Source organism: Rhizobium sp. NPDC092011 (assembly GCF_044756305.1).
Classification (GTDB): Bacteria; Pseudomonadota; Alphaproteobacteria; order Rhizobiales; family Rhizobiaceae; genus Rhizobium.
The window spans coordinates 568,698-582,576 of the sequence record NZ_JBIVSO010000004.1 but is presented as its reverse complement, the minus strand read 5'-3'; the positions used below and the strand labels follow the sequence as shown (position 1 = coordinate 582,576).

14 protein-coding genes are annotated in these 13,879 nt (G+C 59.4%); 4 read left to right on the top strand and 10 right to left on the bottom strand.

Annotated elements, in window-relative coordinates; all coding sequences use genetic code 11:
* Positions 1-99 precede the first annotated feature (99 nt).
* The 5 genes from ACIQJ2_RS21010 to ACIQJ2_RS20990 form a co-directional block, all read right to left on the bottom strand.
* A complete protein-coding gene (locus ACIQJ2_RS21010) occupies positions 100-540 on the bottom strand; it encodes a DUF2852 domain-containing protein (protein WP_199145752.1) in 441 nt (146 codons plus the stop codon).
* Positions 541-861: 321 nt separating this feature from the next.
* Positions 862-2,139, bottom strand: coding sequence for a polyhydroxyalkanoate depolymerase (locus ACIQJ2_RS21005; protein WP_199145754.1), 1,278 nt, complete (start codon positions 2,137-2,139; stop codon positions 862-864).
* A gap of 302 nt (positions 2,140-2,441) precedes the next feature.
* Complete coding sequence (locus tag ACIQJ2_RS21000) at positions 2,442-3,284, bottom strand: fumarylacetoacetate hydrolase family protein (protein ID WP_400671206.1); 843 nt, start codon at positions 3,282-3,284, stop codon at positions 2,442-2,444.
* A 254-nt stretch (positions 3,285-3,538) separates the two neighbouring features.
* A complete protein-coding gene (locus ACIQJ2_RS20995; RefSeq protein WP_400671203.1) occupies positions 3,539-4,957 on the bottom strand; it encodes a pyridoxal phosphate-dependent decarboxylase family protein in 1,419 nt (472 codons plus the stop codon).
* A gap of 64 nt (positions 4,958-5,021) precedes the next feature.
* Entirely contained in the window at positions 5,022-5,975 is a 954-nt protein-coding gene (locus tag ACIQJ2_RS20990) for a glutathione S-transferase family protein (RefSeq protein ID WP_400671200.1), read from the bottom strand.
* A gap of 160 nt (positions 5,976-6,135) precedes the next feature.
* Here ACIQJ2_RS20990 and ACIQJ2_RS20985 point away from each other — a divergent pair, with 160 nt between their 5' ends.
* Positions 6,136-6,435 (top strand): DUF2218 domain-containing protein, encoded by a 300-nt coding sequence (locus tag ACIQJ2_RS20985; protein WP_400671197.1) that lies wholly within the window; start codon positions 6,136-6,138, stop codon positions 6,433-6,435.
* A 57-nt stretch (positions 6,436-6,492) separates the two neighbouring features.
* Positions 6,493-7,092, top strand: a complete 600-nt coding sequence (locus tag ACIQJ2_RS20980; protein ID WP_400671194.1) for a nitroreductase family protein — start codon at positions 6,493-6,495, stop codon at positions 7,090-7,092.
* A 113-nt stretch (positions 7,093-7,205) separates the two neighbouring features.
* Here the strand turns inward: ACIQJ2_RS20980 and gyrB are convergent, their stop codons facing one another.
* The 5 genes from gyrB to ACIQJ2_RS20955 form a co-directional block, all read right to left on the bottom strand.
* Complete coding sequence (gene gyrB, locus ACIQJ2_RS20975) at positions 7,206-9,641, bottom strand: DNA topoisomerase (ATP-hydrolyzing) subunit B (protein ID WP_199145768.1); 2,436 nt, start codon at positions 9,639-9,641, stop codon at positions 7,206-7,208.
* Positions 9,642-9,788: 147 nt separating this feature from the next.
* On the bottom strand, positions 9,789-10,154 hold the full coding sequence (locus ACIQJ2_RS20970; protein WP_199145770.1) for a helix-turn-helix transcriptional regulator: 366 nt from the start codon (positions 10,152-10,154) through the stop codon (positions 9,789-9,791).
* Complete coding sequence (locus tag ACIQJ2_RS20965; protein ID WP_400671190.1) at positions 10,151-10,735, bottom strand: Smr/MutS family protein; 585 nt, start codon at positions 10,733-10,735, stop codon at positions 10,151-10,153. The genes ACIQJ2_RS20970 and ACIQJ2_RS20965 overlap by 4 nt, the downstream gene beginning before the upstream one ends.
* Complete coding sequence (locus tag ACIQJ2_RS20960) at positions 10,735-11,853, bottom strand: murein transglycosylase A (protein WP_400671187.1); 1,119 nt, start codon at positions 11,851-11,853, stop codon at positions 10,735-10,737. The genes ACIQJ2_RS20965 and ACIQJ2_RS20960 overlap by 1 nt, the downstream gene beginning before the upstream one ends.
* Complete coding sequence (locus ACIQJ2_RS20955; RefSeq protein ID WP_199145775.1) at positions 11,850-12,551, bottom strand: Tim44/TimA family putative adaptor protein; 702 nt, start codon at positions 12,549-12,551, stop codon at positions 11,850-11,852. Before ACIQJ2_RS20955 ends, ACIQJ2_RS20960 begins: the two co-directional genes overlap by 4 nt.
* Before the next feature lie 146 nt (positions 12,552-12,697).
* Between ACIQJ2_RS20955 and ACIQJ2_RS20950 the strand changes: the two genes are divergently transcribed.
* On the top strand, positions 12,698-13,216 hold the full coding sequence (locus tag ACIQJ2_RS20950; protein ID WP_199145777.1) for an FxsA family protein: 519 nt from the start codon (positions 12,698-12,700) through the stop codon (positions 13,214-13,216).
* A 93-nt stretch (positions 13,217-13,309) separates the two neighbouring features.
* Positions 13,310-13,792: a protein-export chaperone SecB gene (secB, locus tag ACIQJ2_RS20945; protein ID WP_199145780.1), complete on the top strand. Its 483-nt coding sequence runs from the start codon at positions 13,310-13,312 to the stop codon at positions 13,790-13,792.
* Positions 13,793-13,879: the final 87 nt, after the last annotated feature.

The following is a 13,879-nucleotide window of genomic DNA, read 5'->3' as shown; positions in this document are numbered from 1 at the left end:
GCAATTTTGCACAACTTGCTTTGCGGGCTCCGGCAAAGAAAAACCGGCATCCGTTGATGCCGGTTTCGACTATATGATGCGGTTGCCTTCATAAGCCCATCACGGGGTCTGGAATTCGGTCGGCGAGCCGCCATTGTCGTTGCGCTTGACGCTGTTGCGCTCGCGCATGAAGCGGTCGAACTCCTCCTGATCCTTGGCACGGCGCAGTTCGCGGGCATAGGCATCGAAGTCGGCGCGCATTTCATCCAGCTTGCGGCGTTCCTGCTCGAGGCGTTCAAGCTCTGCCCGGCGCCAGTCGTCAAAGGCGACGTTGCCGGTCGAAGAGAAGGAATGGCGATGACGATTGCGATAACGTCCGCAGCCAGCAAACATGCCGTCGGTCCTTTCGTTCACATCCCGTTTGAATTCCCGCAAACGTTCTCCGAAGAGAATATAGGCGAGCATGGCGAAGCCCAGCGGCCAGAAGACCACGAAGCCGAGCACCATCAAGGCAATAGTAGCCGGAGTCCAATCCGGGCGAAGCAATGCAGATTGGTTCATTGTCAGGTATCCTCGCACGGCGCATCGCCCTCCGACCGATACCGATCGATGGAAAGCTTTCTGCGCGTTTTTTAAAGCTCTACCTGCATCTCAGCGCGTTCCAAGGACGCGCGGCGCGGCAAACGGCCCGATCTCTGCGGTACCGCTGGAATCGAGATGGTAACCTCTTCGTGAGGCTTCAATGGCATTGCCTGACGGAATCGGACAAGTGCTTGAATCCGCCGGGATAATTCAACAAAAGCTAATGTTTTGCTTTGCCAGCGGATGCTTTGATTTTGCTTGCCCCCAAAACTGCACGGCAGTTTTAGGGGTCTTGCCTCATCAGGCCGACTTGCCGCCTTTGATGACCCGCTTGACGACCGGGCGACCGGTGCGGGCATGTTCGCGCGTGAAGGCCAGGATGCGCGGCGCGATCTCGCGGCGGAAACGCGAGCCATTGAAGACACCGTAATGGCCGACATCCGGCTGCAGATAGTGCATGCGCATATGGTCGGGGATATTGGTGCAGATGGTCTGCGCCGCATGCGTCTGGCCGACGCCGGAGATATCGTCATTCTCGCCTTCGACGGTCAGAAGCGCGACATTGCGAATGGCCGTGGGATCGACACGCTGGCCGCGATGCATGAGCTCGCCCTTGGGCAGCGCATGCTTGATGAAAACCTGATCGACCGTCTGCAGATAGAATTCCGCCGTCAGGTCCATAACAGCCAGATATTCGTCATAAAAATCGCGGTGCTTTTCGGCCGGCTCGCCGTCGTTCTTGACGAGATGCACGAAGAAATCCTTGTGCGCGATCATGTGCCGGTCGAGGTTCATCGACATGAAGCCGGAAAGCTGCAGGAAGCCCGGATAGACCGGGCGCATGAAGCCCGGCTGCGGCCAGGGTACGTTCATGACGACATTGTCGGCAAACCATTCCAGCGGCTTGTCCTTGGCAAGCTGGTTGACGGCCGTCGGATTTATACGGGTATCGATGGGACCACCCATCAGTGTCATCGACGAAGGCGCCAGACGGTCGCCGGACGCTTCCATGACGGCTGCTGCCGCCAATACCGGCACCGACGGCTGACAGACGGCGACGACATGGGTATCCGGGCCGAGGTGATGCAGCATCTCGATGACGTAATCGATATAGTCTTCCAGATCGAAGGTGCCTTCCGTCATCGGCACCATGCGGGCATCGATCCAGTCGGTGATGTAGACATCGGCACCCGGCAGAAGGGCTTCGACGGTGCCGCGTAGCAGCGTGGCGTAGTGGCCCGACATCGGCGCCACGATCAGGATGCGGGGATCGGTACCGTGGCCGGCGGGCAAGCTGCGTTCGAAACGAATGAGGTTGCAGAAGGGCTTCTTCCAGACGATCTTCTCGTAGACGGACACCGGCCTGCCCTCGATGACGGTCTCGTGCAGCCCGAACTCCGGCTTGCCGTAACGTCTGGTCGTGCGCTCGAAAACCTCGAGGCTTGCCGTCAACGTGCGGCCGAACACCGTATGCGAGAGGGGATTGAGGGGATTGGCATAGGCCAGGCGCATCATATCAGCCGCGACGCGAAAAGGGGCGAGGGCGGCATGATTGAGTTCGTAAAACTGATAAAACATGGGGGGCTTTACCTTTCGTGATGCGGGTCTGCGACCTCGCCAATCACCTGATCATTGAAACGCACGCTCCTCGCGCGTCGCTTGCCTTCGCTGCGGCGCTCCTCCGGTCGCGCCGTGCAGCAGGATAATCGCGGCTCCTCAGGCGCAATCATTATCCTTTAAGCTCTTACTATCCAGCCTAACAGCTTTTTGCTGCAGAGCAACATAACCATTGCCGGTTCTTTCGATAAAAAATGCCGGAGAATCGCTTCTCCGGCATCAAGATTGATCTCAAAAAGTTAAAGTTCCTGAGCCTGCACGCATCAAGCGTCGGCAAGGAAAGTTTGCTTCTGGGTGCCGAGGCCTTCCATGCCAAGCTCGACGACGTCGCCAGGCTTCAGATACTGCGGCGGCTTCATGCCCATGCCGACGCCGGGAGGCGTGCCGGTGGAGATGACATCGCCCGGGTGCAGAGACATGAACTGGCTGAGATAGGACACGAGGAAGGCAACGCCATAGACCATGGTTTTGGTCGACCCGTTCTGCATCGTCTTGCCGTTGACCTTCAGCCACATGCCGAGGTTCTGCGGATCGGCAACTTCGTCCCTGGTAACGAGCCAGGGGCCGATCGGGCCGAAGGTGTCGCAGGACTTGCCCTTGGTCCACTGGCCCGAGCGCTCGGTCTGGAAGGCGCGTTCGGAAACGTCGTGCGAGACGCAGTAACCGGCGACATAATCGAGAGCATCGGCTTCGCTGACATATTTCGCCGTCTTGCCGATAACGACGCCGAGCTCGACCTCCCAGTCGGTCTTTTCAGAGCCGCGCGGGATCAGCACGTTGTCGTTCGGGCCAACGATAGCAGAGCTTGCCTTCATGAAGATGATCGGTTCCGGCGGCACGGTGGCGCCCGTTTCGGCAGCGTGGTCGGAGAAATTCAGGCCGATGCAGATGAACTTGCCGGTGCCGGCAACGCAGGCGCCGAGGCGGCCTTCGGCCAGTTCGGGCAGGCTCTTCGGATCGAGCGCTGCGATCTTCGCGAGGCCAGCGGGCGAAATCGCCTCGCCGCCAATATCGGCGACGTGAGCGGAGAGATCGCGGATCTTGCCATCGCTATCGAGAAGCGCCGGCTTTTCCTTGCCGACTTCGCCAACACGCAACAATTTCATGGATTTTCCTTCCCTGCATTTTCAAAGACGAGATTGCTTTCAGAGCCAAAATTGATGGCGCCATATATGAACGAATTATTCACCAGTGTCATCAAGCGATTTCGAAGAGCATAGCATGTCCGGCGCTGCCGCGCCGGAACAACAGTTTCTCTAAAGCGCATCGCGATCTCTGAGCCTCGCTTCGTGCGCTTTAGCTTTTTGATTTAGCGCATGTCGCTACCGCAAGACCGCTGCACACCTTTGCGCGACATGCTTCAGGAGGCAGGCAACGATCTGGCGATTTCGAGGATGACATCGAAAGCTGTATCAATGTCATCAGCCGTCGCTTCGAACTGTCCGGCCTGGAAACGAATGACGAGACGGCCAGCGACGCGTGTCTGCGTCAGATAGATGCGACCATCATTGTTGATCGCTGTAATCAGGCGCTGAGTATGCTCCTCCTGAGCAACGCCCAAAGGCGCCTTGTGATCGAAGGAGAACAGCGACAGGAACGGTTGGGTGACGATCTCGAAATCCGGCTCTGCCGCGAGGCGCTTAGCCAGATTCTGCGACCAGGCGACGTGGTTGCGGATCATCGTGCGCAGCCCTTCCAGCCCGTGATAACGCAGGAGGAACCAGAGCTTCAGCGCCCGGAAGCGGCGACCGAGCGGCACCGACCATTCCGAATAGTTGATGATGCCGTCGTGGCCGTGGGTGCGCAAATATTCCGGCTGGATCGCCAAGGTCCTTACCAGCGCATCCGGTTCGCGGACGAACTGGACGGAGCAATCGAACTGTGCTCCGAGCCACTTATGCGGGTTGAAGACGACGGAATCGGCCCGCTCGACACCCCGCCACAGGTCACGGAATTCCGGGCAAATCATCGCGGAGCCGGCCCAGGCGGCATCCACATGCACATAAAGACCGTTTGCATGGGCAACATCGACGACGGCAGCGATATCATCGCAGGCGCCGACGCTGGTGCCGCCGACGCAGGCAATGACGCCGGCGGGCAGCAGACCGGCGGCGCGGTCCCGCTCTATCGCGTCGGCAAGCGCCTGCGGATCCATTGATTTGTTCGGGCCACCGGAGGGAATGCGGACCAGATTTTCGGCACCGACGCCGGCAATCCAAATGGCGCGATCGATCGAGGTGTGAACCTGATCGGTGGAATAGATGCGCACGGTCTTGTTGGCCGCGAGGCCACGGCTGTTTCCCTGCCAGTCAAGCGCTCTCTCGCGCATGACAAGCACGGCCGCAAGAGTTGCCGTCGACGCAGAATCCTGTATGACGCCGGTAAAGCTTTCCGGCAGGCCGAGGGCCTGGCGTAGCCAATCGACCACCTTGGTTTCAAGCTCGGTGGCGGAAGGCGATGTCTGCCAGAGCATGCATTGGGCGGCGATGGCACTGACCAGATATTCGGCGACCACGGAGACCGGAGCTGCATTGGCGGGGAAATAGGCAAAGAAGCGCGGATGCTGCCAATGCGTCATCCCGGGAACGAGGATATCCTCAAAATCCTTGAAGATATCCTCCATGGCTTCGCCCGATTCCGGTGGAGAATCAGCAATATGCGCCGATATTTCGCCCGGCGCCATCTTCGCCCGAACCGGCCTGTCACGAAGCGAGGCGCGATAGTCCGCGCCCCAGTTTGCCGCCTTCTCCGACCATTGCCGGAACTCTTCCCAATTCATGCCGATCCTCCCCGCTTTATCGATTGAGGCGGACCTTAGACCGGTTTTGGAATAGGGTCGAGTATCAGAAAAGCTCGTCGAGAGCAGGCCCGAGCGGCACGATACCGCTCGGATTGAGCGTGGCTATCGAGTAGTATCCGCGCTTGACGTGATCGAAACTGACCGTCTCTGCAATGCCGGGCCAGTCCAGCATGCGGCGGCAGAAGGACTGGAGATTGGCATAGTCCGAGAGCCGGCGGAGATTGCACTTGAACAGGCCGTGATAGGCGACATCGAAGCGAACGAGGGTGACGAACAGCCTGATATCGCTTTCGGTGGGATGATCGGTAAAGAGGAAGTCCCTACCTTCCAGCTCCGCCTCGACCCGATCGAGGCAATCGAACACCTCGGTGAAGGCTTCTTCATAGGCAAGCTGCGTTGTCGCAAAGCCGGCGCGGTAGACGCCATTGTTGAGGGCGGGATAGATCCGGGCGTTGAAGCTGTCGATGTCCGCTCGTTTGGATGCCGGGTAAAGATCGATATCCTGACGGGCGAGATCGCCGAAGCCCTCATTCAGCATCCGCAGAATATCGGATGACTCATTGTTGACGATCGTGCCGGTCTTCTTGTCCCAAAGGACGGGCACGGTGGCGCGGCCGGTGAAGGCTGGGTCGGCCTTGGTGTAAATCTCGTGCATGTAGGTGACGCCATTGACGGCGTCATTCGTGGCACCGGGATAATCGCCAAAACGCCAGCCCTGTTTGGAGAGCACGGGCTCGACAATGGAAACGGAAATAGCCTCTTCCAGGCCCTTCAGCTTGCGCCCGATCAGCGTGCGCGATGCCCAAGGGCAGATCAGAGCGACATAGAGATGGTAACGGCCGGTTTCCGCCTTGAAACCACCCTCGCCCATCGGGCCAGCCCGGCCGTCGGGCGTGACCCAATTGCGAAAGCTCGAGGTCTGGCGAACGAAGCCGCCCTTCTCATCCTTGGCCTGGACCGGTTGCCAATCTTCCGTCCATTTTCCGTTTACCAGCAAAGCTCAGTCTCCACGCGCGGGTTTCTTATTCAACCACAGCATAGCGGAACAGAATTTCACTGGAATAACGCAAACTTGAAACAGACTGTCTACCTGGCGCAGGCAGATGCGGTTATGTATGAAAACCTGCAACTTTTGATCAAGTTCACTGGAGCATCCTATGGCGACATCCGTTTCCACGGTCACGACCGATCATGCCAGCCGTTATTTGCAGCAACTCTGCAAGCACTGGAGCCACAAATTTGAAGTGGAATTCAACGAGACCGCTGGCAAGGTGCCGTTCAGTCCGGGAGCATCCCTTGAATTGGCCGCAGATACCGCGAAGCTGATCCTGACGTTGAACGTCGCAAAGCCAGAGGATCTCGAGCGCCTGCAGGATGTCGTCGCCGATCATCTCAAGCGCTTCGCCTTCCGCGAAGAACTCGACTTTGTCTGGATCCCCGACGCGAGTGCCGCGTAACTTTCTTATCCAACTCCCAAGACCTGCAACTGGTTCACCTAGACGAAAGAAGCCCCTATGACATCAAGCAACAGCCGCGAATCCCAGTATCCGATCGACAAGCTCTTTCTGGATCGCTGGTCGCCGCGCGCCTACTCCAACGAACCCATGCCAGAAGCCGACCTGCTGACTATCCTGGAAGCAGCGCATTGGGCGCCGTCCGCATCGAACCTTCAGCCCTGGCGCTTCCTTTATGCCCTTCGCGGCTCGGAAAACTGGGACAAGTTCCTGAGCGTCCTGGTCGAGTTCAACCAAGGCTGGGTAAAGTCCGCATCCGCGCTGCTTTTCGTTATTTCCCGCACCCATAGCGGTGAGCTTGGTTCCGACGAACAGAAGCCCAGCTACAGCCACTCGTTCGACGCTGGCGCGGCCTGGGGCTTCCTTGCGGTCCAGGCACATCTAGCCGGCTACGAAGCGCACGGGATGACCGGCTTCCACGTCGAAGAATCCTATGAAGTCCTCGGCATTCCCAATGGTTTCCGCGTCGAGGCCGCCGTCGCGATCGGCAAGATCGGCGACAAGAACCAGCTTCCGGAAAAGCTGCGCGAGCGCGAAGTACCAAGCCAGCGCAAGCCGCTTTCGGACGTCGCCTTCAACGGCACTTTCATCGCCAAGTAATTGAACCGAATAGAAAAGGCCCGCCTGGATTTCCGGCGGGCCTTTTTCTTTTTGCGGCATTTTTCTCCGTCCGGACGGAAAACCGCTGCGGACCTCTCCTGAAAATACCCAGATCAGATGTCGAGGTTGGCGACGTTCAGGGCGTTGTCCTGAATGAATTCGCGTCTGGGCTCTACCTCGTCGCCCATAAGGCGGGCGAACAGGCCATCGGCATCCGTCGCATCGTTGACCCTTACCTGCAGCAGCGTGCGGACGTTCGGATCAAGCGTCGTTTCCCAGAGCTGTTCGGCATTCATCTCACCGAGGCCCTTGTAGCGCTGCATGGTAAGACCCTTGCGGCCGGCCGTGAAGATCGTTTCCAGTAGCTTGCGTGGTCCGGAAATCTCGGTCTCGCCATCGCGGCGTACGAGCTTCGGCGGCACGATGTAGGTTTCCTTAAGCCGCGCGCCGAGCTGATCGATGAGGCGCGCATCCTGCGAGCCGATCAGCGCCATGTCGAGAAGCACGACTTCCTTGACGCCGCGCACCATGCGCTCGAAGCGCAAACCACCTTCACCCGTCACGATGCCGTTCCAACCACGCTCGGTTTCCTCGGCAATGAGGTCGAGCCGCTTGGCAACGTCATCCGCAAGAACCGTCGCCCGGGCCTGATCGCTGACCAGTTCGGCATTGAGGGCGCCGGCAATCGCCGCCTGTTCAACGACATCGCGATTGTAGCGCGAGTGCAGATTGTCGATCAGCGTGCGCAGGCGCAACGCGTCGGAGATCACTTCGCGCAGATCCTGGCCGGCGCGGACTTCGCCGCCGCCGATCCGCAGGCTCGCATCGTCGAGGCCCTGCCCGATCAGATATTCTTCCAGCGCCTTCTCGTCCTTCAGATACTGAACCGACTTGCCGCGCGTCACCTTATAGAGCGGCGGCTGGGCGATATAGAGATGGCCGCGCTCGATGAGTTCAGGCATCTGGCGGAAGAAGAAGGTGAGCAGCAGCGTGCGGATGTGGGCGCCGTCGACGTCTGCGTCCGTCATGATGATGATCTTGTGATAGCGCAGCTTGTCGGCGTTGAATTCGTCCTTGCCGATGCCGGTGCCGAGCGCGGTGATCAGCGTGCCGATTTCCTGGCTGGACAGCATCTTGTCGAAACGGGCGCGCTCGACGTTGAGGATCTTGCCGCGCAACGGCAGGATGGCCTGGTTTTCGCGCGAACGGCCCTGCTTGGCCGAACCGCCTGCGGAGTCGCCCTCGACGAGGAAGACTTCGGACTTGGCGGGATCGCGCTCGGAGCAATCGGCAAGCTTGCCGGGCAGAGATGCAATATCGAGCGCACCCTTGCGACGGGTCAGTTCACGCGCCCTGCGGGCTGCTTCGCGAGCGGCCGCTGCCTCTACGACCTTGCCGACCAGAACCTTGGCTTCGGACGGATGTTCTTCGAGCCAGGTGCTGAGGGCTTCGTTGACCAGGCTTTCCACGACCGGGCGAACCTCGGAGGAAACCAGCTTGTCCTTGGTCTGAGACGAGAACTTCGGGTCGGGAACCTTGACCGACAGCACGGCCGTCAGACCTTCGCGGCAATCGTCACCCGTCAGCGTCACCTTCTCCTTCTTGGTGATGCCCGAGGAGTCGGCATAGGAGGTGATCTGGCGCGTCAAGGCAGCACGGAAGCCGGCCATATGCGTGCCGCCGTCGCGCTGCGGGATGTTGTTGGTGAAGCAGAGGACGTTTTCGTGGTAGCTGTCGTTCCACCACATGGCCACTTCGACCGTGATGCCGTCCTTTTCGCTGCGGATCGACACCGGCTTCTGAACCAGCGGCTTCTTGGCGCGATCGAGGTAAGCGACGAAGGCTTCCAGGCCGCCATCATAAAGCATCTCTTCCTGCCGGACGTCCGAATGACGTTTGTCGGTGAGAAGGATGCGAACGCCGGAATTCAGGAAGGCAAGTTCGCGCAGGCGATGCTCGAGCGTGCCGTAGTCGAACTCAATCATGGTGAAGGTTTCTGAGCTCGGCATGAAGCTCACTTCGGTGCCGGTCAAGTTGCTGGAATCGCCGGTTTCCTTCAACGGCGCATCCGCGACGCCGTGGGTGAAGCTCATTTCATGGATCTTGCCCTGGCGGCGGATCTTCAGCTTCAACCAGACAGACAGCGCGTTGACGACCGAAACGCCGACGCCATGCAGACCGCCCGAAACCTTGTAGGAATTCTGGTCGAATTTGCCGCCGGCGTGCAGCTGGGTCATGATGACTTCGGCAGCGGAGACGCCTTCGCCGGTGTGGATATCCGTCGGGATGCCGCGACCGTTGTCGGTGACCGTTACCGAGCCATCGGGATTGAGGGTCACCGTGACGATATCGGCATGACCGGCCAAGGCTTCGTCAATCGCGTTGTCGACGACTTCGTAGACCATGTGATGCAGGCCCGAGCCATCGTCCGTATCACCGATATACATGCCGGGACGCTTGCGCACGGCATCGAGGCCCTTCAGAACCTTGATGCTATCTGCGCCATACTCGGCGTTCCCGCCGTTTTCGGTTACGGATGTATCGGTCATTTATTGAAGTCTTTCCAGTGTTTAGAGAATCTCGCCGATCACTGCCGAATCAGCGGCTTTTCTTGCTCTGAATATAGGATGTTTCACCCCGAACTTCCAAACGGAAGGCCCCCACATCCGGCATAAAGCAGGGGATTAAGGCGCTTTTCAGCCGGTTTTTCCGGCATTTTCCAGAACGCGGGCTAGCTCTTGGATCGTTGCGGCGTCAATGTTACGAATCTTGACCGCCAGATGGTTGACGAAGGCGGTATGTTCGGCGGAAAGCCCCGATGTATCGACCACGACCCGCGGGTCGGAAAATCGCGCCAACAGGAACAATTCCTCGGCCTCATCCCAGATGATGTTGAAGTAGCCGGCGATACGCTGCAGCAGATCGAAGGTCGGCGTGCCGCGCTTTCCATGCTCCAAGGCGGATAGATAGGCGGGTGTCACATTCAGCGCTGCGGCCATTTCCTTCTGCGAGACGCCCTTGCGCAATCTCAGTTTTCGCACCGCTTCGCCGAAAGGGGTCAAAGCTTCTCCTCCTTCCCACGCGAGAGACGAATGTAAAGTGCACCGTCGCCGCCGTGGTGCTGCGCCGCCGTCTCGTAAGAGGAGATCAGGAAGCGGAATTCGGGCTTGGAAAACCATAGCGGCACGGCGCGCTTGAGCGCCCCTTCGCTGCCCATCGAGCTGCCCTTGCCTGTGATGACGAGCACATGGCGCAGACCGCGCCCATGGGCACGCAGAAGGAAATCCAGAAGCATGCCGTGCGCTTCGCTCTGGATAAGGCCGTGAAGATCGATCCGAGCCTCCAGCGCCAGCCGCCCCTTGGCGATCTTGCGCTTGACCGGACGTTCGAATGGATGATGCTGGCCGGAAGGCTGCTTTGCCGGTGCCGGCGTATTTTGAGCGTCTGCAGTTGTCGGCGCCATTGCTGCCTTGGCGGCGCGGGTCTTTTCCTCGTTCTCCGCTTCGGCTGCCAGCGCCGCTTCAAAAGCCTCCATCTCGGCCATTCGACCGGGCATGGGCCGGGCGCTTTTGGCAACCCTGCCCCAGAGAATGCGATCCTCTGTGCTGAGCTTGCGCTCCTTGTCTTTTCGTTCCGGGGCCATCAGCCAAACCTTCGCGCTGCCGCCTTTGGAATGAATATATAAAAATCCGCGTCATTGCGCACGGTGCCGGCAAGCTCGCCTGCGTCGTAACCCGAGCCCGTGAAGATATCGCCCCGCGCCGGACCTACGATAGCGGAGCCGGTGTCGAGCGCCAGCATCAGCCGTGCAAACGGTTTGCCGCCATCGAGATGCGTCAGGCTTTCCGAGCGGATAAAGAATGGGAAACCGAACGTGTGGATCAGCCGATCGACCGCCAGCGAGCGGCCGGCGACCAGCGGCACCTTGGCGGCTGCGATCGGACCGAGGGTCTCATCGCTGACATCTGCCTCGCGGAAGAAAATGTAGGACCGGTTGTGTGCGAGGACTTCATCGACCTGCTCCGGGTGCGCATAAAGCCAATCGCGGATCGTCTGCATGGAGATCGTCGCGCGATCCAGCAAGCCACGGTCGATCAGCAGGCGTCCGACGGCAGAGAAAGGGTGCCCGGCCTTGGCGGCATAAGTGATGCGGCCAAGACGTCCATCCGGATAGCGCAGACGCGCCGCGCCCTGCACATGCACGAAGAAGGCGTCGACCCTGGATTTCGCCCAGGCGATTTCCAAACCCTTGCCTTCAAGGTAGCCCCGATCGATCTCGCCGCGATCGGGGTAGGCCGAGATGGCTCCATCGCGAAGGCGCCCGAACATATAGGAAGCGTCGAGGGTCGCGGGCCGATTGCCATCGTCGAGATCGATCAGATCATCCGGCCGGCGATAGAAGGGATATCGATAGGTTTCGTCCGGAATGGCCGAGACTTCGATTTCCGGTTCGAAAAATGCCGTAACGAAACCGCTGCCACCGTCGCTGCGACGAACGAAGAACGGCCGGCAGTGCTCCTCGAAGAAAGCACGGGCTTCCGCGGCATCTCGCGGGTCGTTTGTCTCGGCCGCGTCGAGCAGTGCCAACAGATCGTCGGCGGTCAGCCCTGCCATGCCGGTGCGATAGGGTTTTACATCTCGGATATGGGTCCGACAGTCCTTCATGGCGCGAAAAAGGCTGGAAGGATCGTCATCCCCCCAGCCCTTCAAATCAGCGAAGGTTGCCGGCTCCAGCCTGAATTCCTGCGATGGGCTCGTCATTGTTCGGATTCGGTTGCCACAAGTTTCCAGTTAGGATCGCGGGAACGCGTGTCGCGGGCAAAGGTCCAGAGATCGCTGATCTCCGCCACAGCCTCTGCATCGCCGTCGATCAAGGTACCCGCCTTGTCGTAGGTGGCCGAGATCATCTGGCTGACGATGCGCATGGTGACGAATGCTTCGGTTCCCTTGGCCTCGGCCGTGACGATATCGGCCTTGTCGATGCCGACGAAAGTCGACTTGACCTTCTCGCCCTTGCCTTCGCGTTCGGCGATAGCAGCATCGAAGCCTTCATAGACCTCGGGAGACAAAAGTCCCTTCAGGGATTTGCGATCACCGTCGGCAAAAGCCATGACGATCATCTCATAAGCCATGCGGGCGCCGTTGACGAATTCCTTCGGGTTGAAGGAAGGATCGGCCTTGCTGATCTCGCGCAACGAGTCATTCAGCTGCGTACCGGCCGGCGTGAAGGCATCGACGGCTGCAAAACGATCTTCCTCTTCGGTCGCATCGCGGCGCGGCAGCGTTACCACCTTGCCTGCATCCGGCGGCGTCGGGCCATTTGCCGAATCAGCGGAACCATAGAGATCGCGCGGCGGCTTCTCGTTCCCCGTGCGGCGGCCAAGGACACTGCGCAACTGAAAGAAGATCAGCACCGCCGCCACCAGGAAAAAGATCGTCACAAAGTCGTTTGCACCCATCTCGTATCGGAACCACCGTTAAAATTAAAAGAACAATCCCCATATAGTCCGCATCGATCTATCATTCAAATAGCGGACCACTTTCTTTATTATATGCGAGAAACCAACGCCTACGCGAAGAAACCCGCTTTCAGGACCACCGTAACATGCGCCTATCACTTCTTCCTATCTTCGTTTTTCTGATGCCGCTGGCTGAAATTGCCGGCTTCATCGTCGTCGGAAAGCTGATCGGCGTCTGGGCAACCCTGGGGCTCGTCATCCTCAGCGTCGTTCTCGGCGCCATGCTGCTCAGGATTCAGGGTATTGGCATCCTGCAGCGCATCTCGGCGGAAAGCCGCAACGGCGGCGATCCCGGCCGCGAGATGGTACATGGCGCCATGATCGTCGTTGCCGCGATCTTCCTGATGCTGCCCGGCTTTATCTCCGACATCATCGGCCTCCTGCTTTTCATTCCGGCCGTGCGTGATCTTGCCTGGACGATGCTGCGCAAGCGTATCGTTGTCGTCGGCAATTCCCGCGCCTTCCGGCGTGGGCAGGCAGCCGGCGCCGGCCCGCAAGCCCGGCCGCGCGATGCCGGAACGGTGGTCGATCTCGACGAAAGCGATTTCCATCGCGAGCCCAAGCGCAACTCGCCCTGGTCGGACCAGAAGCGGCTCGAGGACTAGAACGACAGCCCGAAGGCGCTGGGGCATAAGGGTTGTAAGCCACTATTCGAAATGCTAGATGGCGACACCCATCGAGACGTGAGAGGACACCCCATGGCCAACGAGACCAACGGCAACGGTGCAGCCAGCCCGAGCCTCAGCATCCTTGCTCAGTACACCAAGGATCTTTCCTTCGAAAATCCGGGTGCGCCGCGCTCGCTTCAGGCCCGGGAAAATGCTCCGGACATCAATATCAATGTCAACGTGAACGCCAACCCGCTGTCGGACGAAGATTTCGATGTCGTGCTGACGCTGAATGCCGAAGCCAAGGATGGCGAGCGCGTGCTCTTCCACACCGAGCTGGTTTACGGCGGCGTCTTCCGCGTTACCGGCTTCCCGCAGGAACACATGCTGCCGCTGCTCTTCATCGAGTGCCCGCGCCTGCTCTTCCCGTTTGCCCGTCAGATCATTGCAGACGTCACGCGCAATGGCGGCTTCCCGCCGCTGATGATCGACCCGATCGATTTCGCGCAGATGTTCACGCAGCGCATGGCCGAAGAACAGGCCCGCTCGCAGGTTTCGGCCGTTCCGAACTAAGCACCCATCTTTTCCATCTCTGGAAACTGAAATGCCCGGACATCGATCCGGGCATTTTCTTTTTGGTGATTTGGGATATCCCGCCTA

Excerpts from the sequence above, each read along its gene's own strand:
- ACIQJ2_RS20965 (WP_400671190.1), bottom strand. The coding sequence starts at position 10,735 with ATGGCCCCGGAACGAAAAGACAAGGAGCGCAAGCTCAGCACAGAGGAT.
- ACIQJ2_RS21000 (WP_400671206.1), bottom strand. The coding sequence starts at position 3,284 with ATGAAATTGTTGCGTGTTGGCGAAGTCGGCAAGGAAAAGCCGGCGCTT.
- ACIQJ2_RS20950 (WP_199145777.1), top strand. The coding sequence starts at position 12,698 with ATGCGCCTATCACTTCTTCCTATCTTCGTTTTTCTGATGCCGCTGGCT.
- secB (WP_199145780.1), top strand. The coding sequence starts at position 13,310 with ATGGCCAACGAGACCAACGGCAACGGTGCAGCCAGCCCGAGCCTCAGC.
- ACIQJ2_RS20960 (WP_400671187.1), bottom strand. The coding sequence starts at position 11,853 with ATGACGAGCCCATCGCAGGAATTCAGGCTGGAGCCGGCAACCTTCGCT.
- ACIQJ2_RS20995 (WP_400671203.1), bottom strand. The coding sequence starts at position 4,957 with ATGAATTGGGAAGAGTTCCGGCAATGGTCGGAGAAGGCGGCAAACTGG.
- ACIQJ2_RS20980 (WP_400671194.1), top strand. The coding sequence starts at position 6,493 with ATGACATCAAGCAACAGCCGCGAATCCCAGTATCCGATCGACAAGCTC.
- ACIQJ2_RS20955 (WP_199145775.1), bottom strand. The coding sequence starts at position 12,551 with ATGGGTGCAAACGACTTTGTGACGATCTTTTTCCTGGTGGCGGCGGTG.
- ACIQJ2_RS20985 (WP_400671197.1), top strand. The coding sequence starts at position 6,136 with ATGGCGACATCCGTTTCCACGGTCACGACCGATCATGCCAGCCGTTAT.
- ACIQJ2_RS21005 (WP_199145754.1), bottom strand. The coding sequence starts at position 2,139 with ATGTTTTATCAGTTTTACGAACTCAATCATGCCGCCCTCGCCCCTTTT.
- ACIQJ2_RS21010 (WP_199145752.1), bottom strand. The coding sequence starts at position 540 with ATGAACCAATCTGCATTGCTTCGCCCGGATTGGACTCCGGCTACTATT.
- gyrB (WP_199145768.1), bottom strand. The coding sequence starts at position 9,641 with ATGACCGATACATCCGTAACCGAAAACGGCGGGAACGCCGAGTATGGC.